This is a genomic window from Paenibacillus dakarensis, from assembly GCF_001373415.1.
GTDB classification, from domain to species: Bacteria; Bacillota; Bacilli; order Paenibacillales; family Paenibacillaceae; genus Paenibacillus_AQ; species Paenibacillus_AQ dakarensis.
In genome coordinates, this window is record NZ_CDSE01000084.1 from 135,184 (window position 1) to 158,506 (window position 23,323).

Genomic DNA, 23,323 nt, shown 5'->3' on the forward strand with positions numbered 1-23,323 from the left:
TTTTACTGATAATGAATCTTTTTCGAGAGCATACGGAAGTAGACGAGTGTCAAAATGGCGATAAAGGCCATCAGTACAATCCCAGTTGCCGAGGCGTAACCTAAATTATTGGAGCGATACTCATAGATGTGATAAACCAGGGTCGAGGTCGAGTTATTCGGCCCGCCTCCGGTCATAATGCGCACCGTATCGAACACCTTAAACGAACCAATCGTCATAATAATCAAAATAAAGAATAATTGCGGTGAGATCATCGGAAGCGTTATCTTAAAAAATGTTTTTAATCGGCTCGCGTTATCCAGAGCTGCAGCCTCATAAATCGTGACCGGCACGCTTTTTAGCGCAGCTAAAATAATCAGCGCGTAGTAGCCCACGCTATGCCAGATGGACACGATAATAACCGACATCATCGACGTACTGGAGCTTTGCAGCCATTTCGACGGTGGCAGGCCCGCTAGCTTTAAGAGATAGTTTAGGACTCCATGATTCGGCTCCATTAGCAGCATCCAGACCAGGGCAATCGAGACGATTGAAATAATATGGGGGGTGAAAATGCCCGCTTGCAACAAGGCGTTCATCTTCTTACCTTTCGTCTGGTGGATCCATAATGCCAATAGCAGTGCGATAAGCATCGTCAGTATCACCGTTGCAATCGTGTACACCACCGTATTCGTTAAGGCGGTGTAGAACTCTTCCTTGGCAAACAACTGCTCGTAATTGTCGACGCCTACAAACTTGCTCTTCGCCCTGTTCAATAAGTTGTACTTGTAGAAGCTCAGCCTCAGAAGCTGAAACACCGGATAGATCACAAAGCATAGGATCGCCAGCATCGCCGGCAGAATCATGACATAGGGACGCAGCATTTCCCAGGTTTTGCTTCTATTCATCACCTTGACTCCTTAACAAATCTAAATATTCCTGATAACCGGACACACTCTTTTCAATACGTTTCTCATCTGTCCCGAAAAAGGACAAATGTTCCGCCTCCACTCCGACATATACAGGCTCATCGACTTTGAAGAGGTCTTCATAACACTTAATCATGAATGTATAACGCTTGCCCTTTACCTGGTAAATCGTTTCCGATCCCAGCATTTCTCGGGTCATAATGACGCCCTTAAATTGGAACCAGGCATCAGTCCCCGACCGCGTGAGCACTGCAGCCTCTGGCCGGAAGCCGAAGGAAATGCCGTCGTTCCCAAGAGGCGCTGTGTTCATCGGTGGTACTCCTACAAACTGGGCGGTAAACAGATTGTTTGGCTCATGGTAGATCCTTTCAGGTGAAGCCTCCTGCTGAATTTCACCATTATTCATAAGGACGATCGTATCGGCCATCGACATGGCTTCCACCTGATCATGCGTGACGTAAACGAAGGTAGAGCCAAGCTTTTTGTGCAGCTCTATCAGTTCAATTCGCATATGCACCCGCAGTTTGGCATCGAGATTGGATAGAGGCTCATCCATCAGGAACACGGAGGGCTTTTTCACCATCGCTCTTGCTAGTGCGACACGCTGTCTTTGTCCGCCTGAGAGGGTCGAAGGCTTTCGTTCCAGATATTCGCTCAGTCCTACGGTTGCGCTGATACTTTCCACGAGTTTACTTCGTTCCTCCTTGCTGACCTTATTGTTCTTAAGCGCAAATTCGATATTCTCGCGCACTGACATCGTCGGATAGAGAGCATAGTTCTGAAACACAAGCGCAACGCCGCGCTGTCCGGGAGGGACCTGGGACATGTCCTTGCCGCCAATGAGTACTGCGCCGGAGGTTTGCGGATCCAGCCCGGCTATCATCCGTAGCAGCGTTGTCTTGCCGCAGCCTGACGGCCCCACCAGCACAGTGAACTTTCCATCCTCAATGGTTAAATCCAAATCTTTGATCACCGTACTATCCCCGAATGATTTCGTTACGTTCTTAAATTCAATGGATGCCATAAAATAGTCCCTCCTTCTACTGATCGCGAATCCCTAGGTAAGCGCTATCAAAACGACTAATACAAGCGCCACATCAGAATGACCCGCTATTATACGCATGCTGGTCAGTCAGTGGATAAAACCATACGTATACATAAAAATTTAATTCCATAAAAAACAAGCAGATATCTAGCTGGTTTTTACCATTCACTTACTATCACATCCTAGACTAACAGCGCTTTCACTTCTATCTTGTTCGGCTGTTTAAATGTACAGCATGGATGTATAATTAAGCTGGCACTGTCTGTACATAGCCGGCCTTAGTTCGCTAAGATAAAACCATTACATGGTTTGGAGGGATTTCTGAATGGCAGAACTAGAAAACCAGAGTCAATTTGCTGAGCTGCTCTATTCAGGAGTGGCTTCATTAAAATCTCACCCCGATTATAAAACAAAAAGAAAAAGAAGGGAGCTGCAATCTAGCGGTCAGCAATTTTCTGAGTCTTATATAGAGAAAATCGCTAACCAATTGGGAATATCACCGAATACGCTTAAGAGCTGGATTGGGCAAATGGGTCAAAAATATGTACCAAGCAGAATTGAGGATGGAAAGCTTTTCGCTATTCTCTGGCTCATTCTAAAGCACAGCGATATGCGGATCTCTTGGTTTATAGACATTTTAAAAACGACCTCCATTCCCGTACTCGACCCGCCTTCGCCGCCTTGGGTTAAAGCCTGCATGTCTAAAGCTAAGCTGCAGCTGGAAAACCAAACTTTTGGTTCACCGGATGAAGGAGATATAGAATGGCTCGTCCACCGGATGTTCGATCAACAAGCGCCTCCTGCTGTCGATTCCTTGCCCCTAGCTTCGAATATAGGAGTAAGCCTCTCTCCGCCTCTTGCAGTACATAATTTGCCTACTCGGTGGGCTAATATTTTCGTTGGGAGAAAAATGAAACTGGAGCTTTTAAACAAATGGATGCACTCTGCATCTCCCATGTGCTTAGTAACAGGCTGGGGAGGCATGGGCAAAAGCACGCTTGTTCTAGAATCTGCTTATGCTTGCCTTGGAGAGGCTAGAGGAGAAGCTGCTAAAATCGGCTATCATTGGCCTCGCTTCGCCAGCATCATTTGGGTCAGTGCTGATTTAAAGGGAATGAGCTTTGATTATTTCTTGGATACAATCGCCTATCAGCTGGGTCGCGTGGAGCTGCTTGGGCACGCAATCAATGAAAAGCAGTTTATCGTGAGAAATGCTTTAGCAACCACAGCGCTGACAGGACAAATCGTAATCATTGTCGATAATATCGATTCAAGCAACCTCGATATCCTGTCTTTCTTGTCTAATTTACCGCAAAAGGTGAAGGTCGTTTTAACTTCCCGCGAGCATGAGCAGCAGCTCTTTCAGCAAAACTCCCGAGATCTTTTTACCATTCAACTCGATGGTCTGGAGAAAGAGGACGCCCTGCGTTATCTCGCGCAAGAAACGCAGTATCATCTATCCACATCCCATATCGTATCCAAGAAAAAGCATCTTTCAGACATCCTTGAAAGCGATCGTAACACATTGATGGAATTGATAGAGGTCACCGCAGGAAATCCAAAAGCGCTTGCATTAAGTGTCGCTTATATCGCTGACGACGTTATACCTTTAGAAGCCTTCATCAAGGAGATTCGATCGGCGAGCTATTCACTAACGTCTATATTCGATTACTTGTTTGGTCATACATGGAACCGCTGCTTAGAGGATGTCCAAAAGTTATGGATGGTTCTTAACTTCTTTCATACACCGCCTGATGAACATAGTTGGGCGACAGCAGCCGGTTTAGATCCCCGCAGATTTCATCTCGCCGTCGATCAAATGAGAGCTTACACGCTGATCGCAACCGAACGATTCGAGAGCGGGCTTTATTATCGCGCCCACCAGACGGTCATCGCTTACGGGGAGCAGAAACTTCAGGAGAATCAACCATTTAGAATCGAGGCGGAGAACCGTTGGGGAAGCTATTACATTGCATTCGTAGATCAGCAGCTGCAGCATGAAGGGCTATCTCACCCTTATTGGAAGTGTCTTCCCGGTGCAGATATGACGCTTGTTAAAAAAGAATGGCCAAACTTATTCAAACTGCTTCAATGGACCATAGATCGGAAGCATTCGACCTTCTTGATAGAGTTGTTGCTTCGTTTATCACACTTTCTCAGTCGGGTCAGCCTCCCGCTGCGCATCGAATATGGAATGAAGGCGGCCACTGCAGCAAACGAAGAACAACTATGGCTGCTCGAAGCATTGTTTAGAATTGACATGATCGGATGGGCTTGCTTTGAGCTCGGCGATATGGAGCGTGGGCTTCAGCAAATTCATAAGAGTCTGGCGATTTTAGAAGAAAGGCAGCATGAATTGGATCCTTCACAGAAGACGGAATACAATGATCTGCTTTCACTAGCTCATCAATTCTTAGCCCGCTATTATGCTGCCAAGAACGATATAGATCAAGCGAAAGAATATATTCGGCGAACCTTGTCGATCGAGGCATCACCGGTCATTTTACACCGAACCTTATTAACTCAAGGTAACATTGCCATGCTTGAAGAGAAGTACGAGTTAGCGAGCGAAGTATTGGAGGAAGCTCATCGGGTAAGTTCCATATATGGTGGAGAGATGTCTATCGAGTCCTTCTATTTCCTTGGCGTTGCCTATTTGAACTGCCGGCAATTCGAGAAAGCTGAAAACGCATTCAATCAATTACTTTATTATGAGCATAACGCCAATCAAATCGAACTCATCTACTACCAATTTGCTCAAGCACAGCTGCTTTACAGCAAGGGAAAGTCCACCGAGGCCGTGCAGCAGCTTCAACAGACTCTGTCGCGCATTGATTCCTGGGAGCAGGAAATTCACATACGCCAAGAGGTTGAGAATCTTCATAACAAGCTGCTTAGTTCAGCTGCACTGGATCATTAATCGTAAAAGGATGTGCCGCATCAGTTGATGTATGCGGCACATCCTTTATTTTTGCTAACATTAATTCGAATTTATAAACGCGATAACCTCTTCCAATGATTTCTCTTCCATCGAATTTAAGCGCAGCTTATGCGGACCGAACGTTAATCCTTCTGTAATGATATTAGGTACAATAACGACATTCAAGCCTGCGGCATGTGCAGCTAGAGCTCCATTCGGCGAGTCTTCAAAACAGATCGTTTCCTCAGGTTTTAATCCCAACTCATCCAGCGCTTGATGATAAAGCTCTGGATGAGGTTTAACCTTTTGCACAAAGTCTGCTGTCCGGATACATGAGAAATAACCTGCAATTTCATGCATGTCAACAAATCGTTGTACCCAGACAAGATGCGAACTGGATGCAATTCCGATTTTTAATCCTAGTTGCTGCGCTGCGTTCAAATAGTCTAACACGCCAGGCCTCAATACTCGCTGCTGCATAATAGAATCATGATTAACTAAAGCAGCCTTTTTAATCTCATCAATATTCACCGGCCGATCAGCGATCTCCACCAGGTGCAAATACGGGTCAAACACATCATGACTCGTCCCTACGCATTTCGTCCAAGTCTCTAGAGGAAGATGTGCGCCATGCTCATTATATATGGCTCCAATCGCTTCAAACCAAGCACTTTCTGTATCAATAATTAATCCGTCAAAATCAAAAATAACACCTTTAATCAATGTCCTTCCCCCGTTTCCTTAACCTTCATTCGGATAAATCATAATTTTCATGCTGCTGTTTTTGTGATGAATTGACATATCCAGAGCCGCTTGGATATCGTCGAGTTTATATTTATGAGTAATCATATCTTCAATTCGTATCTCCGATGACCGCAGTGCCCGTATTGCAGCAGGATACGTATTAGCATATCGGAATACACCAAGTACATCAAGTTCTCCGTCAATCAGCTCATTCACATTCATTCCAATGTGATCGGCAGCAGGAAGTCCGACGAGTACGATTTTACCACCTCTTTTTATAAGAGTGGTTGAAGCCGATATGGCACCGGCATTTCCTGAAGTCTCAATCAGGACATCCACTCCCTTGCCATCTGACCAGGCATTAACTTTTTGTTGGGGAGAAGCCTTCACTGGATCGCATACATCTGTAATTCCCATGGCTTTTGCAAGATCTCTTCGAAATTCGACCACATCGCTTCCATAAACCTCAGCCACACCGAATAAACGAGCAGCCACTACCGCCAATTGGCCAATCGGACCCAGGCCGGTAACGAGGACACGATCATGCGGTTGAATTCCGGCACGACGCATCGCATGGAAACCAACGGAGAACGGCTCCAGGAGGGCTCCTTCTTCAAAGCTCATATCGTCAGGCAACGGAAACAGAAAATCCGACCGAATAGCCGCATATTCTGCCCATGCGCCATTTACCGGGGGAGTAGCCATAAACACAACATCGGGGCATAGATTGTAACGGCCGCCCTTACAGTACTCACAGCGCCCGCATGCTACCCCCGGCTCAACGGCTACACGGTCTCCAACACAAATATGTTCCACCGCTTCTCCTACCTCCGCAACAACACCAGCAAGCTCATGACCAAGAATTAATGGCTGCTTTACTTCATAACGTCCAATTTTTCCATGCTCGTAATAATGGACGTCTGAGCCGCAAATGCCAATACACATCACCTTTACCAATGCTTCGTCCGGCTTCAGGGAAGGCACCGGTACTTCCTTCACCTTCAGGCGGCCTTGGCTTTCTAAGACTGCGGCTTTCATCATGCACATATCGATTCTCACCTTCTCTATTTTTAATCTTTATAAGTTCGTTCTAGCCAGCGCTAGAGCGCCCTTCAACGCTGAAAAATCTCCAAGTCCAGGCGGAACAATCCAGTCCTCGGGAAGTTCAATATAATCTTGCATCAAATGCCCCACCTGCTGGCGAATATAAGGGAATAATTGCATTTGCTTCATAACACCGCCGCCCATAATGACTTTTTTCGGCGCTAGCACAAGAGCGATATTTACGAGAGCTTGTGCCAAATAGTAGGCTTCCAGTTCCCACAGTTTATCCTCCCTATCGACCAACACTCCCTTTCTTCCGCTTCTCGCTTCAATTGCAGGACCAGCCGCTAATCCTTCCAAGCAATCTCTGTGAAAAGGGCAATTCCCCATGAAGATGTCTTCCGAATGTTTTCGTATCAATAGATGACCCATTTCAGTATGGGAGAAGCCGTGTACTATCCTGCCCTTCATGATAGCTCCAGCCCCAATACCTGTTCCGACCGTCATATACAAACAGCTATCCAGGCCGACAGCAGCTCCCCAAGTAGTCTCGCCCAGAGCTGCCATATTCACATCTGTATCAATTACAATAGGCATTTGCAATTGCGTTTTGAGATAGGAAAGCATGGGAAAGCCGCTCCAATGAGGCTTGGGGGTGTTCAATATTTGACCGTATCTGGGTTTATTAGGATCTGTCTCAACAGGTCCGAAGCTGCCGAAGCCAATAGCTTGAATGTCAAATTGAGTAAAATACTGCATAGCATGTCCTAACGTTTGCTCAGGTGTTGTTGTCGGAATCGAAATGGAATCCAGCAAATGACCATCAGCACTTCCAATACCACAAACAAACTTCGTACCGCCGCCTTCAATGGCGCCTAACTTCATATTCCATCCTCCCATGGCTGTTTTCATCTTCATTCCTAGTATAGGTACTGTCCTTCAGACATTCTATCCATTCAAAACATTCAAAAGTACGGCGTCACTGTACTTTTATCTTCGATTTTTTCTTCTTATTCGAGCTAATTCCGATAAATGGCTTAGTCTAAAATGCTTACATTGGGTTCCTTGCCTGTTGTAAAGTTAATTTACAAACATCTCAAGTGAGGAGGTCAAAGCATTGAAACTAATGAAAGCCTTAGTTATTGAAGCACCTTTTCAAGCTTCCATCAAGGAGGTTCCATATCCCGCGCCTGGCAAGGGCGAAGTTACTATAGAGGTAGAGAGAGCCGGCATTTGCGGCACCGATATCCATATCTTTAAGGGAGAGTTTCTATCCAGTTACCCTATTATTCCCGGACATGAGTTTTCAGGGGTCATTCATGAGATTGGCGAAGGGGTTACAGGCTTTGCGGCGGGAGACCGGGTAACTGCTGAGCCAAATATCTTCTGCGGACAATGTCCGTTCTGTTTGACGAATCGCGGTAATCATTGTGACCAATGGCAAGCTACCGGCGTTACTCAAAATGGCGCAATGGCTGAATATGTCACTGTACCCGCGCAGAATGTATTTCGAATACATGACTCCATGAGCTTTGGGGTAGCCGCATTTATTGAGCCTATGGCGTGCGTCGTTTATGCCATGAACCGCCTGAAATTGAAGGTGGGAGATCGTACCCTACTATTTGGCGCAGGTGCAATGGGACAACAGCTTATTCAATCACTCGTGCACGCGGGAGCATCAGAACTCGTCGTTGTCGATTTATCCCCTGAAAAACTGCAAATTGCAAAGCAATGGGGTGCGACAAAGACCGTACTAAGTCATGAGATTGACGAGCATTTGAGCACCGTGCACTACCCCCGCGGCTTCGATGTTGTTATTGATGCTACAGGCATTCCTGCCGTAATTGAACAGGCGTTCCGCTATCTTGGTCCAACGGGAAAATATCTGCAATTTGGTGTAACCGCACAAGACAGCAAAATCTCCTTGAGCCCGTTCGATCTTTATCAGAAGGATTGGACCTTAATTGGATCGATGGCCATCAACCATACCTTTTATCCGGCTCTGAATTGGGTGAAGGAGAATCGGGTCCGGCTGGACCACTTAATCACCAGCGTACTTACGCTTGATGAGGTTCCTGCGTTCTTGGCAGAGGGGGCCAATTCCAATCAGCTCAAGATACAAGTACAAATAGCCTAGCTATTTTTTTACTGGAACATCAGATCCCGCTTCGATTCTCTCATAAGGGTATCGTAGCGGGATCTTTATTTTGGGGCAGTGGTGGTAACAAGAAGATGCTTGTAATGGTGGAGTAAGGATATACTTTTGAAGCGAACAATTACGAGGTTAATGGAACACAATTCCTGATTCTCCAGATCAATTTTTTCTTAGTGAATTATAGTTTTCCAACAATCATCCTTCAAACAGATACTCTTTCTCGTTTTTTTGTTATATAGCTTCCAGTACACATAGTTAGTATTGTTGAACTTGCTGCAACTTACGCATGTGCTCCTGTCGCCACACGGCCTAAAGTGAGTTGGGGCTGCCCACCAAAAAAGTGCCCGATTCGCTCTGTCTGCTCGTCGAGCTCGCGGCGCTGAATCGGAGTAAGGTTACCGAACGGCTCCACTGTAATCGACAATTTTCGATTGGATTTACGGAAATTCCAAATACCTGCGACAACGCCGTCCAAGAGCATGACCGGAAAATTGCCGGCTTGGCCTCCAGATAATGCACGTTCGGCAGCTACCTCGGGAAACAATTGATCGCGCGGATGACACCCAACTGTATAGGCATCGAAGTAGGGCAATAAACGAACGCCTTAGGGATCTGTTGATGCAAACAAGGTATCCCCAGCAAGTACCCATGCTATATTTCCGTCAACATCGAACTGTTGAAGCTCATCGGCCATTGCGGAGATAGCTCTGCCGCCCATTGCGGAGGTGCACTCAACCACTTTGCAAACTGTTGTGACGTGGCAGGACCGTAAGCATATAAATAGTGTTTTACGAACTGAATGAGCGCTGTGTGTCCATCCATCGTGCTGAATTCACCCAAATGACATTTGGTACTTATGTAAGTGACTTTGCGTCCCCGGTTAGGTCCATAACACAATGCTCCTCGAATACCAGCTATCGTCAAAGCATCCGGCCAATTACACCTGTAACACCAGCTACGAATATTTTCATATGACGGCCTTCCTTTCAGGGAATTACTCATTCATTGATCACTTCTCACATCATATCTGATATAGGTATTCTAGGATATGATTGATTCCACGACTTCTTATCCATACATGTTCTATTTAGTCTCTATTTACAGAGGTATCCCCAAGGTCAGCGGTTTCTTCAGGAATCTGCTTGGACATGCCTGGTACATGTCGCGGCTTATGTTCAACAAGCTCTGAGGAATAAACAGAAACGGTGATTTGTCCACCGCTGCTGTAAGCCCGAATCAGAATCGGCTGATTATAAGCATTCCTGAATACAAAATCCGGTCCTCCCCAGCTGACAGTTGCATCCCGCCCGCTCAATACGTATGGTACATTCCGGCTGTGAGAATACCGCTTCACGATCTGCAGCCCCGCTCTGTCAATCGCATTAAACAACGTGGAGGATACCTGGCATATGCCGCCTCCGATGCCCTCGGATAGTTCACCCCTAACGATGACTCCCGCTCGTTTATACCCTTTATCTACAGTTCTCATGCCCACAACCTCGTTAAAAGAAAATGATTCTCCGGGGAAAACCACTGCGCTGTCAATTGCCTTGGCGGCCAAAGCAATATTGTGAGCCCGGTTTTTATTATTCGAATTAAAATAAGTGACGTAATAACCGATCGGCTTCACTCGGATTGATGACAGCACTTCGGCATCTACTTTTGGATATAGCGTGTAGGTTGGTACCTCGATCGTCGCTGCTCCTTCCCCATAATAATAGTCGTAGAATGATATCAGCATTTTTTGCCGATCCAAGCGATATCCATTACGACCTTCAATAATCTGGCCATTAGGCGCGATTCGAGCGTTTTCGGCCTTTTTCAAACTTAAGCGATCTAGTTTATCTGCCCACTGGTTGTAGGTATCCATGTTCAGGAGCGGGAATACCCCCAGATTATGCTCGTCTCGATCAACCGTACTCAGGGAATTTCCGTCTTGAGTTACTGTCAGCAGATCTGCCGGGTTCGCCTGTGTCATGAGTAATCCAAACAGGCCCATGATGTATAACCATTTCAAATTGCATTTGCCTCCTTCCCCAATCGATTCCATATTTGTCCTTCTGGTATTATGGTAAACATTTATGAAAATCATGCATATGCAGTAGAGGCGGCTATTCTCGCGCACAAGCACAAGAACAGCCGCCTTCTAGACTCAGCCCCCGTAAAAACGGAGATTTGTCTCACATTACATGCCAAGTCGCTATCATTATTATTGAATGAGTTATACTATTTCGATAAATAATCCGTATAGAAGATGATCATGGCTGGGATTATTAAAAAAGGGGCTGTCTCAAAAGTAGATAATTCTATTGAAGGGATGGCCTCATCTCTAAAAAAAGAACATTTATACAGCAAAATATTCTAAGCGGATTTAATGACAGCAATTACTTTACGCGTCAGTTTACCAAAACCTTCGGTCTTTCCCCTAAAATATACCGCAAAATCAATAGATTTGATCGAATTGTGAATCAAGAAATTGCCACAAGCCAAAACCATGACGTGGAACTGGATGGTTAGGTTGCGTCTATGTTATACTCGTAACTAATATCTTTTAAAGGAGGTAGTACATTGGGAAGGCGCTACTGCAAATGGATCAAACTTCAAAATTAAACGGTAAATCATTAGACTGCACAGCACGTAAGAGTAAGATGACGAAGACTGCTATTCATTCTGTCTGGAGCTCTACCAGCTACCTCAACGTTTTGTATTAAGCTGATTAGACCTCCAAATCTTTTACTTATTTTCTAATATCTCTGGAGGTGAATCCCTCATATACGAGGGTAATCATTGGACATTATTACGTTAACAAATCTATTTATTATAGCTATTCTCCTCGTATTAACCGCCTTTTTTGTCGCATCAGAGTTTGCTGTTGTCAAAATCCGTATGTCTCGGATTGACCAGTTAATTTCGGAGGGTAACAAAAAAGCGATTACTGCAAAAAAGGTTGCCGGCGACCTTGACTATTACCTGTCTGCGTGTCAGCTCGGGATTACCGTTACGGCTCTTGGACTTGGTGCTATCGGTAAGCCAGCCATCGAACGCCTGCTGTACCCGTTGTTCGATCTGCTTAACGTATCGGAAGCCGCAGCATCCGTTTCCTCCTATGCTATTGCGTTTATTTTGGTCACCTTTCTTCACGTGGTTGTAGGTGAGATGGCGCCCAAGACACTTGCAATTCAATTTGCTGAGAAGCTGACACTTCTTCTCTCCCCTCCTCTGTATTGGTTTGGTAGAATTATGAACCCTTTCATTTGGGCGTTAAACGGAACTTCCCGCGTTCTATTGCGTTTGTTCGGCGTAAAACTTGCGGGACATGAAGAGCATTATTCTGAAGAAGAGCTCCGTATTATTATGACTCAAAGCGCTGAAGGTGGCGAACTCAACCAGACAAAACTTCAGTATATGGAAAATGTTTTCTCTTTTGATGAACGTGTAACAAAAGACATTATGGTTCCGAGAACCGAGCTGGTGACTTTGGATAAAGATATGCACTATGAAGAAATTATCCGGATCCTCGACGAAAACAACTATACTCGTTATCCGGTAGTTGAAGACGGTAACAAGGACCGGATTGTTGGTATCGTGAATGTAAAGAAGATGCTCCCTCATATTGTCGCCGGCCGGGAACGCAAACTGGAGGACTTTGTTCGCAGTATTCCTCTTGTTCTTGAGAGTACCCCGATTAAAGAAGCTATGCTGAAGATGCAGCAAGAGCAGGTCCATATGGCACTTGTTATTGATGAATATGGCGGCACAGCCGGCATTTTGACCATGGAAGACATTTTAGAGGAACTTGTCGGCGAAATCCGAGATGAATTCGATGAGGATGAAGTCGCGGATATCATAATGAGCGGAGACGACCAGTATCTGATTAACGGCCGTGTCCTTCTGGATGATCTGGAAAGACAATTCGGAATGCAGTTTGACGATGCAGGCGGAATGGATACGATCGCAGGCTGGATTCAATATCAGCATGGCACCACGGTTGAACCAGGTGATGTGATTAAACATGGTCAATATGAATGGATTGTAGCAGAAACCGATAACTTCCAAATTAAGAAGGTTATTCTGAAACAGCTTCAACCGACGCGCTAACAGTATCACATAAACCTGAAACATAACATGGAGGTGAATCCCTCGTTCGAGGGAAATCATTGGACGGAATAATTGCTATAAACTTAACTTTAGTAGCTGTTTTCATAGGCCTTACCGCATTTTTTGTCGGAGCGGAGTTTGCGATTCTTAAAGTACGGATGTCCAAAATCGACCAACTCATTGCCGAAGGAAATAAAAAAGCGGTCATCGCCAAAAAAGTAGCCCATGATCTGGATTACTATTTGTCTGCATGTCAGCTCGGAATTACCATTACGGCCCTCATACTGGGAGCCTTGGGTGAGCCGACAGTTGAAAAAATGCTCCATCCTGTATTTGAAAGATTCGATGTGCCGGGAGCGATGGCAACCGCACTATCTTACATCATTGCCCTGGCGATCATTACATTCTTGCATGTAGTCATCGGGGAGCTAGCACCCAAGACACTGGCCATTCAGTTTGCTGAAAAAATGACCTTGTCACTTGCCACACCGCTGTATTGGTTCGGCAAAATGATGTATCCCTTTATCTATGCGTTGAACTCATCCGCTCAGCTGCTTCTTCGTCTGTTTGGCGTAAAACCGGCAGGCCATGAAACAGTATACTCTGAGGAAGAATTGAAATGGATCGTCGATCAGAGCTACGAAAGCGGGGAAATCACGCAAACGGAACTCAAGTATCTGAACAATATTTTTGCTTTTGATGATCGACATCTCCGCGAAATCATGGTACCTAGGGAACAAGTCGTTACCGTAAATAAAGAGATGCCGCTGAATGAACTGATTCAAGTCATGGACGAGCATGATTATACACGCTATCCCGTCATTCAGGATGGAAACGCAGAACGGTTTATCGGGTTTATCAATACTAAAGAAATGCTCACGAATGTTGCAGCAGGAAGAAAATTCGATGTGCAGCACCTTATTCACGAAATGCCCCGTTTCTCTGAAACTTTATTGATCCGTGATGTGCTTAAGAAAATGCAGCAGACCCGCGTCCACATGGCCGCAGTCACTAACCCGTCGGGCGACACCGTCGTCGGCCTGGTGACGATGGAAGACATTCTGGAAGAGATCGTCGGAGACATTCGTGATGAATCCGTAGATTTTGAACTATCCGACATACAAGCAAGAAGAAGCTAACGGCGAGCTTCACCAGAACTATTCGTTAATCCGCCGATAGACCAAAATAAACCGAGACGACTTTAGACCCATCTAAGTCATCTCGGTTTTTGTTGTTATTCACCAATAAAATTTTTTATCTAGCTTAAATTGACAAATCAAATGAGAAAAAATCAGGCAGTTGTTGTTCACGCTTGTCGAGCATAATCTGTTCCGGCTTGATGCCCTGCTCACGCAATACTTCAATGTTCTGAACGAGGAATTCGTCGCTACCGACAACATAGAAAAGTCCATCCTTGTCGACAGCAAGTTTTTTCACTTCTTCATAGTAATCTTTACGATTGTCGACGAACAGCGCAGTGAACTTTTTGTCAGGAATAGATTTGAAAATATTAGTGAACAAGAAATCTTTTGATGAATCGATGTTCAGGGAATGAATTTGCTTGACGTTGTCAGCACGTTCGAAATAATCAAGAACAAGCGGTCTGAAAGTTGCCAGGCCGACACCTGATGATAGCAGGTAAACATTTTTATCTTCTCTTTTAAGCGGTACATTCGAATGAGTTTTAAATATTGCAACTTCATTGCCGACTTTAAGATTTCTTAAAATCGTTTTAAACTCTGAGCACTGCTCTCTGATTCGTGTTGTGATACCGATTGAATTTTCGTGCGGTAAAGTAGAGATTGACATGTGGCGAATCAGACCACGGTTTGGTTTATCTCCAGCATTAAAACCTTCCAGTGCGAAGTGGGTGTGGGAACCTTCTACCCATGTAAAGTCTTTCGGACAGTCGAGCAGGTACGTTTTAACCGCAGGTGTTTCTTCAATAATCTTATTTATTTTAGTCCAATATATTTGCATTATATATCCCCCTACTCAATTATATGTATCGTTTTTAATATACAATATATGATAATGATTCTCAATTAAAAGGATTGATTAATTCGGTATCTGCTAAATTCAGAAATCGAAAAGTGGAAATTGGTTTACGGTATTTCTTGGAGGGTAAAATTATGAATAAATGAAAGGTTAGACGACGTTTAATCAAAATACATCATACAAGGAGAGCGATCATGGAGAAACAGAGAACAAGAATAGATAACTCTGCCGCCATTCAATACTCTGCACGTAATCTATGGTCCGGCATATTATTCGGCATAGGGGTCATTGCCTTTATAGACGAGGTCGTATTTCACCAGCTCCTGCACTGGCATCACTTTTATGATAAATCCACTAGCGATGTTGGGCTTGTATCCGATGGCTTTTTCCACGCGTTTAGTTATTTTGCGACGATTGGCGCTTCATTCATGTTTGCAGATCTCAAACGACGGAACGCGTTCTGGCTGCGCAGATGGATTGGCGGTATTCTGCTGGGAGCCGGTGCTTTCCAGCTCTATGACGGTACGGTCCAGCATAAATTGATGCGGCTGCACCAAATTCGTTACAACGTAAATATTGCGCCCTACGACTGGACGTGGAATCTGATAGCTCTTGCACTTTTAATCGCAGGAATCGTGATAACCCTGCAAACAAACCCGAAAAGAATGTCTTAGAAGGGATCCGTTCAATATGACTAATCACGATATGAATCATATGCAAAGTGACAGTACCTTGCTATTTCCTTCTTTACTTGTTCCGATCCTTATTACGGCAGCAGCTTCGGCACTGTATGTTTATGCTGCCCAGTATTCCAATCAACGCTTTCGAAAGTGGCCATTTTATCGCTATGTCTGCTTCATTTTCGGCGTATTATGCTCCGTGTCAGCCATTTCAGGTCCGCTTGCCCACTGGTCGCATGCCGACTTTAGGGCGCATATGCTGGGTCATTTGCTGTTAGGCATGTTAGGGCCGCTTCTAATCGTATTATCCTCGCCTGTAACTCTCGCTCTCCGTACATTACCGGTACGCGGGGCTAGAGTAATAACCCGGTTGCTTAAATCCACTCCGGTACGATGGCTTTCTCATCCTGTAACAGCTTCTGTTTTAAACATAGGAGGATTATGGCTGATCTATCGCACAGACCTATATAGCGCCATGCAGCAAAGTCTGGTACTTCATACTTTGGTTCATTTTCATGTCTTTGCAGCAGGTTACCTGTTTACAGCCTCCATGATTTACACCGACCCTGCTCCGCATCGAACCAGCTACGCTTTGCGTGCGGTTACGATGATCTGTGCATTTGCAGGCCATGGAATATTATCCAAGCTGATTTATGCCGAGCCTCCCGAAGGAATATCTCAACCCCTCGGAGAAGCCGGAGCCCTGCTTATGTATTATGGCGGAGATTTGATCGATATGGTTCTGATCTTCATCTTCTGTCTTCAATGGTACCGGTCTACACGATATCGTACTTCAACCATGGCTTCGGCCCATTTCTGATAAATCGGTAATCGGAACATCTTTCTGTCCTTTACGGAAATTGGTACAAGTTCTCGTTCAACAACATATGCATCAAAAATCCCCTCTCGGTTTGCAGGAAGATTTCATTTTTACATGATCTCTTGTTGCCCTGTCCACCATGAGGGGATTTTCGCCTAATACGCAAGCTATGATTGATGCATCGCATAATCCATTTGATTATTTATTGAAAGTGACCTTCTCCGAACCGCCCTCAAGAACGATCGACGTGTCCCGCGGCTTCGTTTCCGCAATTTTGCGGCCGTCTCTGAACGAGTAAAGCACTGCGGCCTGTTTGCGTATGGCCTCATACTCGTTCTCTGCTTCAAGAACGATGAAGTTGGCAGGCTTACCTTCTTCAATACCGTACACATCCTCAATATGCAACGTTCTTGCGCTATTTTTCGTAATAAGATCGATCGAATTCACGATTTGATCATAACCGAGCAGCTGTGAAGCATGGATGCCCATGTGCAGCACCTGAAGCATGTTGCCTGTGCCGAGCGGATACCATGGATCAAAGATATCATCATGACCGAAGCAGACATTAAGACCGGCTTCACGTAGCTCTTTAACGCGAGTCAGTCCTCTTCTTTTCGGATACGTGTCAAAGCGTCCCTGCAGATGGATGTTAACCAGAGGATTCGAGACAAAATTGAGGTCCGCCATCTTCAGTAATCTAAACAATTTGTACGTATATGCGTCATTGTATGAGCCCATCGCTGTCGTGTGGCTTGCCGTGGTGCGGGAGCCCAGTCCTCGTTCGTAGGCTTCCTTGGCGACGACTTCCAAGAAACGGGATTGCTCGTCATCGATTTCATCACAATGAATGTCGATGAGACGGTCGTATTTTTCGGCGAGGTCAAACGCGACCTTCATCGAATCAACGCCATATTCCCTTGTGAATTCAAAATGTGGAATGCCGCCGACCACATCAACACCCATTTTCAGTGACTCTTCCAGCAGCTCTACGCCGTTCGGATAGGAGTGAATGCCCTCCTGCGGAAATGCGACAAGCTGAATATCAATGTACGGTGCCATTTCTTCTTTCACTTCAAGCATCGCTTTAACAGCGGTCAAGCTTGGATCGGTGACGTCCACATGCGTCCGTACATGTTGGATTCCCTGTGCCATCTGCCACTTCAGTGCCGTTTTGGAGCGCGTTTTGACGTCTTCATGCGTCAGGAATGCCTTGCGTTCTGACCAACGCTGAATGCCTTCGAACAGTGTTCCGCTTAAATTCCATTCCGGCTCACCTGCCGTTAACGTTGTATCCAGATGAATATGTGGTTCAATGAACGGCGGCAGCACAAGCGAGCCGCCTACGTCAATGATTTCCTCATTTTCAGTCGATACCAGTGACTGCGTAATTTGATCAAACCTCCCGTCTTTCACGATGATATTCCATAAACCTTCTTTACCCCGCAATTTTGTGTTCTGTATAATCATTTATTTTCCCCTTTTCTGTGAATTCTTTAGCTGGAACGATCAGCATTAAAAGGATGTAAGGCACCGCCGTACCAATCAATGCATTCAATGGCGTAATTCCCGGAGCCAGCTGGGCGAAAGCAACGCCGATGGCCCAAGCCACCATCGCTATCCAGTTTACTTTTTTGAAAATCATATCGGCATATGGTTTATAGGCTCTGCGTTTCACAAAGAAATAATCCGCGATGATGATAGCCCCGATGGAAGGTACTGCAGCGCCTAGGACGTTCAGGAAACCGACGAAATTGTTGTACATCCACATGGCAAATACAGTACCCACGATGCCGTTAACAATGACGAAAAACTTTTTAGAAACCTTCGTGATATTGGCGAAACCCAATCCGGAAGCGTATAGGGCGTTATCGTTGGTCGTCCAGATATTCAGCCCCAGAACGATGATCGCGGGAATGGTCAAGCCTTGCAGGAACATAACCTCCGAGATATCTGACAAGTTATAAGCCATAGCGCCTACTGCGCCGAACAGGAACATAAGTGAATTCCCTAGGAAAAACGAAATTACTGTTGCGGTAACCGCTTGTCGGGATGTCTGAGAATACCGCGCAAAATCGGGTGTCAACGTTCCTCCGCTAATAAATGATCCAATACAAATGGTTAAAGCTGCTGCCGCAGTTAGCGACTCTGCCGGCGTATAATCGAACAATCCTTGCAGACCGCCCATCGTGCCTACTCCTTCGAGCACGGAGTAACTTCCTAGAATGGCAATTGCGGGAACCGCGATATAGCCTAGAATGACGAGCGACTTGATTCCGAAGATGGCCGTTGCTGTCATGGCGAGACCAAATAAGAAGATCAACAGGTACACGTTCCAATCCATCACCCTAGCGACTGGTACTGCGAACATGGCTACACCAACACCAAACCATCCGACCTGCGTGAAGCCTAGCAGGAACGATGGCAGGTATGACCCTTTCTCACCAAATGAGTATTTGGCCAGCAAATGCGTAGAAAGACCCGTTTTGGCAGCGATATGTGCCAGTGCTCCTGTATAGATGCCAAGAATCAAATTACCCCCACAAACGATTCCAATAAACTCCATAAACGTCAAGCTAACTCCGAGCGTTCCCCCTGCCAGCATGCTTGCCGAAAAGAAAGTGAACGCCAGCATGACGGAAAACGTCTTTCTAAAATTGTTTCTCTGCGTTTTCGGCACTGCTTGCCATGAAAACTCTTGATCTTGTTTGCTCATCAGAATACCTCCAGCTTAAAGTGTTCTGATACCAAAAAAAGCAGAAAAAAGAGGCTACTCGTCAAGTTCAAACTGACAAGTAGCCTCTTTTTTTTTATCATAACCCGCGCGAAGACATAGAGCATCTCCTGACGGAATATGCACTTAATCACGCGTGATTATAAAATCCGCTGCCCTTGCCAGCCTCTCTGGACTGATTTAAAGGTACCAGTATTCAATTGCATTCTATTATTTTGTAAAAAGCCTGCAGTTGTCAACGTTATTATTATCCAACAATTATAATTTGAGTCGTTGATTCGTGAAGGCGTTGTTATAAGATGTTAGGAGCATCCTCAAATCACCCAACAAAAACGCTCTTAACTCCATGTATTGTAATTATAGTAACATTCTTGAGGTGATGTTCCACACGTGTTCAGCCAATAGCGCATCTATGCTTTCCGTTTTAAATAATCCATTCCGACTCTCTAAATAAAGTAAATTCAGTCCGTCTTCCTGCGCAACGATCGAGACAAAACCTCCTGGAGCATACTTGAACGGTTCTATGGCTACTTCCGATTTCATGGAAACGGATAGGTCGATTTACGGATGGCGGACAAATCCGGCATGTATAGAATCGTTGTCCCATTCCGTCAACATATTGATGGTAGGTGCTGCTCTATAAATATTTCTCTAAGATTCCCGTCATACCCAAGGCCTGCCCGCCCAGGTATGCTTCCAACACGGCCTTTACTTTATCCAGCCAAGGCATTTCAATCGGTCCGCCATTACAGAGTATAACAACAATATTGTCTTGTACCTCTGCAACTTCTTCAATTAAGGTTCTGTGACTTTCCGGTAAACGGAGATGTTACCGGTCGAACCCCTCGGATTCATAGCGTTCTGGGAGCCCGGCAAAAATAACCGCTACTCGCGCCTCCTTAGCGGCTTTCACGGCCTCCTGAATCAGTTCTTCGTCAACCACGTCTTGGTCCAATGAATATCCTGCCGCATACTGGATATTAGCTTTAGTGCCAGCGGTTTTCAGCATTTCTTCATAGATATTATCCAGTTTTGTCGGCAGGATATGGGAACTACCACCACCCTGATACCTCGGCTTCTGGGCAAATGCACCGATAACATCGATTGAATCTTCGTTCTTCAGAGGCAGAATGTCGTCTTCATTTTTAAGCAAAACCATACATTCTCTGGCAATCTCTTTGGCCAAAAGATGCTGCGCCTCCAGATCAACTGCTCGAGGTTTTTTACGGCTTTCTACAGCTTTAAATACAAGCGTTAGAATTCTCTCCACCGCCTGATCAAGAACATCCTCATTCATCCTGCCCGATTGAACGGCTTCCATGATTTTATTGCTCCCAATTCCGTTGCTGGAAGGCATCTCAAGATCCAGTCCAGCGGCAAGCCCCCTGTCACGTTCATGTACAGCTCCCCAGTCTGACACCACTGCTCCTTCATACTTCCATTCTTCTCGAAGAATTTCTGTTAATAATCGGCTGTTCTCAGAACAAAATTCTCCATTTACTTTGTTATATGCTGCCATAACGGTCCATGGCTTTCCCTCTTTGATGGCATATTCAAAGCTGGCTAGATAAATTTCCCGCAATGTTCTTTCGTCCACCACCGCATCAACCGACATCCGCTTGTATTCCTGATTGTTAACAGTAAAATGTTTTATTGATGTGCCTACACCTTGGCTTTGTACACCATGAATATAGCTGGCTGCCAAAGTCCCCGATAAATACGGGTCTTCCGAAAAATATTCAAAATTTCTGCCAAACAGCAGAGAACGCTTGATATTAACACCTGGACCTAAAACAATAGAAATATCCGCTGCTGATGCTTCCTGTCCGATTGCAGTTCCCATGGTGTTAGCGAGCTCACGATTCCAGGATGAGGCTAGGCCGCTTCATGAAGAGAAACAAGTAGCCGGCACACTCCTGTTCAATCCCAGGTGATCCACATCACCCTCTTGTTTTCTAAGCCCGTGCGGCCCGTCTGTCATCATAATAGAAGGAATACCAAGCCGCTCAATTGATTTAGTATTCCAGAAATCTTGGCCCGAGCAGTGCTCTGCTTTTTCTTCCAGGGTCATCTGACTGATAATTTCTTTCATATATCGATCCATTTGCACTCCTCCGATGGTATTTATTTAAAATGATACCCCTTACTTTTTAGAATACATTAATCTAATTTAAACTTATGGTAAAACAATTGTTTTTTTGGAAGTATATTATTGTATTTTCCGTCTCACCAAAATAAAGAAGAACGCATCTATGTATGTAAGTCGCTTGAGGATAGATATTAATTGTAAATGTATTGCCAGTGATGTAAAAGGCTCCTTCGGACCTTTATCAAAATTGGTTACTGGTTCTGCTTGTCTTCTTAAATGTTGTAACTGTACAAAAATCTTATAGATTCGGACTATATATTCAACTACTTGATGCAGTAATAAATTGTACTTCTCCACTTAAATGATCAACTCCAGCTTGCTATATCTTACCCGATGAAATGCTAAAAAGGAGACCGTCTTATGTAAACAGTCTCCTTCTCTATATAGTTATGGTATTATAACCGCTTCTCTTGCAAAAAGGACTCGACAGTAGGAAGATCTTTGACAACCTGATCGTCTTCTACAATTGAGGAGTGTCCTGTATTGCCGATACACTTAAAAAAAAGTACTGCTGAATCTCATTTGAAATAATTGACTTCAAACTTTGTCAGTCAAGGAGTCTGTTCATGTATTTTTCAGAATGCTACCGGAAAAGCCTTCAGGCCACGAATGATCATGCCAGTTCTCCATTCCAGGTGGCGCGGGTCGGTGTTTAACCGAATATTAGGCAGCATTCGAAGGAGATCGTTAATGGCAATCTCCCCTTCAAGTCTGGCAAGCGGTGCTCCAAGACAATAATGCACCCCTTTACCAAAGGCAATATGGTCATTGATTTTTCGAGTGATATCAAACGTTTCCGGCTCGTCAAATTGCCTTGAATCCCGATTTGCTGAAGACAAAGCAACCAGCATCATTTCACCTTGACGAATTAACTTCCCATCCAACTCGACGTCCTCGGTTGCCCAACGGATATTGCTCACTTCTGCAGGTCCGTTAAATCGCAACACCTCTTCCACGGCAGATTGAATCAAATCAGGGTTCTCCATCAATAGCCTCTTCTGTTCCGGATGGTCCAGAAGGGCAAGCATGCCGTTGCCGATCAGGTTTACCGTGGTCTCATGCCCTGCTATGATCAATACAAATACAAGCGAATACAGCTCTTGCTCGGTCAGCTTATCGCCTTGCTCCTCAACACTGATAAGATCACTAATGAGATCTTCCTTTAAGTCAATTCGGCGAGTTGCAATTAATTCTTGTAGGTATTCCACGAAGGATCTCATAACGTCATCCATCTCTTGATGCATATGAGGATTGCTAACGCCCTCCATAATCGTGTTGGACCACATTCTGAATTTGTCCTGATCCTCCAGAGGGACGCCTAGCATCTCACAGATGACGATAATAGGTAGTGGAAAGGCGTATTCCTCAATTAAATCGATGTCACGTTTCCCGGAAGCGAGCACCTTGTCTAACAATTCTTGGCTTATATCTTCAATTCTGCCACGCAGACGCTCAATCATTCGAGGTGTAAATGCCTTTTGGATCAATCGTCTAAGACGACGATGGTCTTCGGGGCCAACGCTAAGCAAATTGTGCGAAATAATCTCTATATGCGGTGGTTGCTCCTTCCCCGTCTGCCCAAGATAAGGATGAGATGTGACAAATCGATCGTCTTGTAAAATTTTCATTGCATCTTCATAACGGGATACCATCCAGGCGTATTGTCCGCCTGGCAGTAGGAAACGATGAACGGGCTCGTTCTCTCGCAAATTAGCATAAACCGGGAAGGGTTGTTGAATAAAGGAATGATCCAAAAAATCAACATCGGACTTGGAACGGCTCAAATTATCTTTAGTTGACACTGTGTTCCTCCTTAGTTTTGATAGTATTGATATCACCACGATATTAACACTATCATTTAAATGGTCCTAGTTTCAAATGTCTGAAGTACCTTTAAATTAATTTTCATCTTTATATCGTTAGTAGTCTTCGTTGACAGAAATCTTCGCAGTTTGGTAGCATGATTTGAGTTAAAGATACAAGGAGGTTTTTCCCATCCAACCCCGTGAACGACTTGAGCATGAACGAAGC

18 protein-coding genes and 1 pseudogene are annotated in these 23,323 nt (G+C 44.9%); 6 read left to right on the forward strand and 13 right to left on the reverse strand.

Annotation, left to right across the window (positions count from 1 at the left end):
* Positions 1-2: 2 nt before the first annotated feature.
* Positions 3-887 (reverse strand): carbohydrate ABC transporter permease, encoded by an 885-nt coding sequence (locus BN1234_RS17600; RefSeq protein WP_054957947.1) that lies wholly within the window; start codon positions 885-887, stop codon positions 3-5.
* The gene (locus BN1234_RS17605) at positions 880-1,932 is read right to left on the reverse strand and encodes an ABC transporter ATP-binding protein (protein WP_054957948.1); all 1,053 of its coding nucleotides are present in this window, start codon (positions 1,930-1,932) and stop codon (positions 880-882) included. Before BN1234_RS17605 ends, BN1234_RS17600 begins: the two co-directional genes overlap by 8 nt.
* A gap of 346 nt (positions 1,933-2,278) precedes the next feature.
* Here BN1234_RS17605 and BN1234_RS17610 point away from each other — a divergent pair, with 346 nt between their 5' ends.
* Positions 2,279-4,873: an ATP-binding protein gene (locus tag BN1234_RS17610; RefSeq protein WP_054957949.1), complete on the forward strand. Its 2,595-nt coding sequence runs from the start codon at positions 2,279-2,281 to the stop codon at positions 4,871-4,873.
* Between the two features lie 60 nt (positions 4,874-4,933).
* Here the strand turns inward: BN1234_RS17610 and BN1234_RS17615 are convergent, their stop codons facing one another.
* Genes BN1234_RS17615 through BN1234_RS17625 form a run of 3 tightly spaced genes read right to left on the reverse strand, consistent with a single transcriptional unit; the run spans position 4,934 to position 7,546 of the window.
* Positions 4,934-5,596, reverse strand: a complete 663-nt coding sequence (locus tag BN1234_RS17615) for an HAD family hydrolase (RefSeq protein ID WP_054957950.1) — start codon at positions 5,594-5,596, stop codon at positions 4,934-4,936.
* A gap of 18 nt (positions 5,597-5,614) precedes the next feature.
* The gene (locus tag BN1234_RS17620; RefSeq protein ID WP_054957951.1) at positions 5,615-6,664 is read right to left on the reverse strand and encodes an NAD(P)-dependent alcohol dehydrogenase; all 1,050 of its coding nucleotides are present in this window, start codon (positions 6,662-6,664) and stop codon (positions 5,615-5,617) included.
* Between the two features lie 30 nt (positions 6,665-6,694).
* The gene (locus BN1234_RS17625) at positions 6,695-7,546 is read right to left on the reverse strand and encodes an ROK family protein (protein WP_054957952.1); all 852 of its coding nucleotides are present in this window, start codon (positions 7,544-7,546) and stop codon (positions 6,695-6,697) included.
* Between the two features lie 241 nt (positions 7,547-7,787).
* Between BN1234_RS17625 and BN1234_RS17630 the strand changes: the two genes are divergently transcribed.
* Positions 7,788-8,798 (forward strand): zinc-dependent alcohol dehydrogenase family protein, encoded by a 1,011-nt coding sequence (locus BN1234_RS17630; protein ID WP_170308080.1) that lies wholly within the window; start codon positions 7,788-7,790, stop codon positions 8,796-8,798.
* 298 nt (positions 8,799-9,096) lie between these two features.
* Here the strand turns inward: BN1234_RS17630 and BN1234_RS22950 are convergent, their stop codons facing one another.
* The 3 genes from BN1234_RS22950 to BN1234_RS17640 form a co-directional block, all read right to left on the reverse strand.
* The gene (locus BN1234_RS22950; protein ID WP_054957954.1) at positions 9,097-9,408 is read right to left on the reverse strand and encodes a DNA glycosylase AlkZ-like family protein; all 312 of its coding nucleotides are present in this window, start codon (positions 9,406-9,408) and stop codon (positions 9,097-9,099) included.
* Positions 9,409-9,467: 59 nt separating this feature from the next.
* Positions 9,468-9,818 carry a DNA glycosylase AlkZ-like family protein gene (locus tag BN1234_RS23150; RefSeq protein WP_156337263.1) on the reverse strand — a complete coding sequence of 117 codons (351 nt, stop codon included), beginning with the start codon at positions 9,816-9,818 and terminating at the stop codon, positions 9,468-9,470.
* Between the two features lie 85 nt (positions 9,819-9,903).
* Complete coding sequence (locus BN1234_RS17640; RefSeq protein WP_370734174.1) at positions 9,904-10,815, reverse strand: VanW family protein; 912 nt, start codon at positions 10,813-10,815, stop codon at positions 9,904-9,906.
* A 788-nt stretch (positions 10,816-11,603) separates the two neighbouring features.
* Between BN1234_RS17640 and BN1234_RS17645 the strand changes: the two genes are divergently transcribed.
* Positions 11,604-12,914, forward strand: coding sequence for a hemolysin family protein (locus tag BN1234_RS17645; protein WP_054957956.1), 1,311 nt, complete (start codon positions 11,604-11,606; stop codon positions 12,912-12,914).
* Positions 12,915-12,973: 59 nt separating this feature from the next.
* Positions 12,974-14,053: a hemolysin family protein gene (locus BN1234_RS17650; RefSeq protein WP_054957957.1), complete on the forward strand. Its 1,080-nt coding sequence runs from the start codon at positions 12,974-12,976 to the stop codon at positions 14,051-14,053.
* A 124-nt stretch (positions 14,054-14,177) separates the two neighbouring features.
* On the opposite strand, the gene BN1234_RS17655 is transcribed toward BN1234_RS17650, so the two are convergent.
* Positions 14,178-14,894: a ferredoxin reductase domain-containing protein gene (locus tag BN1234_RS17655; protein WP_054957958.1), complete on the reverse strand. Its 717-nt coding sequence runs from the start codon at positions 14,892-14,894 to the stop codon at positions 14,178-14,180.
* Positions 14,895-15,106: 212 nt separating this feature from the next.
* On the opposite strand from BN1234_RS17655, the gene BN1234_RS17660 reads away from it, so the two are divergent.
* Positions 15,107-15,586, forward strand: a complete 480-nt coding sequence (locus tag BN1234_RS17660; protein ID WP_054957959.1) for a DUF2243 domain-containing protein — start codon at positions 15,107-15,109, stop codon at positions 15,584-15,586.
* A gap of 16 nt (positions 15,587-15,602) precedes the next feature.
* Entirely contained in the window at positions 15,603-16,412 is an 810-nt protein-coding gene (locus BN1234_RS17665; RefSeq protein WP_054957960.1) for a cytochrome c oxidase assembly protein, read from the forward strand.
* 198 nt (positions 16,413-16,610) lie between these two features.
* Here the strand turns inward: BN1234_RS17665 and BN1234_RS17670 are convergent, their stop codons facing one another.
* The 4 genes and pseudogenes from BN1234_RS17670 to BN1234_RS17695 all read right to left on the reverse strand — a co-directional run bounded on the left by BN1234_RS17670 (position 16,611) and on the right by BN1234_RS17695 (position 23,094).
* Positions 16,611-17,879 (reverse strand): cytosine deaminase, encoded by a 1,269-nt coding sequence (locus tag BN1234_RS17670; RefSeq protein ID WP_054957961.1) that lies wholly within the window; start codon positions 17,877-17,879, stop codon positions 16,611-16,613.
* Positions 17,848-19,125 carry a cytosine permease gene (gene codB / locus BN1234_RS17675; RefSeq protein ID WP_054957962.1) on the reverse strand — a complete coding sequence of 426 codons (1,278 nt, stop codon included), beginning with the start codon at positions 19,123-19,125 and terminating at the stop codon, positions 17,848-17,850. The genes BN1234_RS17670 and codB overlap by 32 nt, the downstream gene beginning before the upstream one ends.
* 685 nt (positions 19,126-19,810) lie before the next feature.
* Positions 19,811-21,247: pseudogene (locus BN1234_RS17680) on the reverse strand (glycoside hydrolase family 3 N-terminal domain-containing protein); the annotation flags it as partial.
* 620 nt (positions 21,248-21,867) lie between these two features.
* Complete coding sequence (locus tag BN1234_RS17695; RefSeq protein ID WP_245640211.1) at positions 21,868-23,094, reverse strand: cytochrome P450 family protein; 1,227 nt, start codon at positions 23,092-23,094, stop codon at positions 21,868-21,870.
* Positions 23,095-23,323 lie beyond the last annotated feature (229 nt).

Excerpts from the sequence above, each read along its gene's own strand:
- BN1234_RS23150 (WP_156337263.1), bottom strand. The coding sequence starts at position 9,818 with ATGAGTAATTCCCTGAAAGGAAGGCCGTCATATGAAAATATTCGTAGC.
- BN1234_RS17665 (WP_054957960.1), top strand. The coding sequence starts at position 15,603 with ATGACTAATCACGATATGAATCATATGCAAAGTGACAGTACCTTGCTA.
- BN1234_RS17670 (WP_054957961.1), bottom strand. The coding sequence starts at position 17,879 with ATGATTATACAGAACACAAAATTGCGGGGTAAAGAAGGTTTATGGAAT.
- BN1234_RS17640 (WP_370734174.1), bottom strand. The coding sequence starts at position 10,815 with ATGGGCCTGTTTGGATTACTCATGACACAGGCGAACCCGGCAGATCTG.
- codB (WP_054957962.1), bottom strand. The coding sequence starts at position 19,125 with ATGAGCAAACAAGATCAAGAGTTTTCATGGCAAGCAGTGCCGAAAACG.
- BN1234_RS17600 (WP_054957947.1), bottom strand. The coding sequence starts at position 887 with ATGAATAGAAGCAAAACCTGGGAAATGCTGCGTCCCTATGTCATGATT.
- BN1234_RS17630 (WP_170308080.1), top strand. The coding sequence starts at position 7,788 with ATGAAAGCCTTAGTTATTGAAGCACCTTTTCAAGCTTCCATCAAGGAG.
- BN1234_RS17660 (WP_054957959.1), top strand. The coding sequence starts at position 15,107 with ATGGAGAAACAGAGAACAAGAATAGATAACTCTGCCGCCATTCAATAC.
- BN1234_RS17655 (WP_054957958.1), bottom strand. The coding sequence starts at position 14,894 with ATGCAAATATATTGGACTAAAATAAATAAGATTATTGAAGAAACACCT.
- BN1234_RS17610 (WP_054957949.1), top strand. The coding sequence starts at position 2,279 with ATGGCAGAACTAGAAAACCAGAGTCAATTTGCTGAGCTGCTCTATTCA.
- BN1234_RS17620 (WP_054957951.1), bottom strand. The coding sequence starts at position 6,664 with ATGTGCATGATGAAAGCCGCAGTCTTAGAAAGCCAAGGCCGCCTGAAG.
- BN1234_RS17605 (WP_054957948.1), bottom strand. The coding sequence starts at position 1,932 with ATGGCATCCATTGAATTTAAGAACGTAACGAAATCATTCGGGGATAGT.
- BN1234_RS17625 (WP_054957952.1), bottom strand. The coding sequence starts at position 7,546 with ATGAAGTTAGGCGCCATTGAAGGCGGCGGTACGAAGTTTGTTTGTGGT.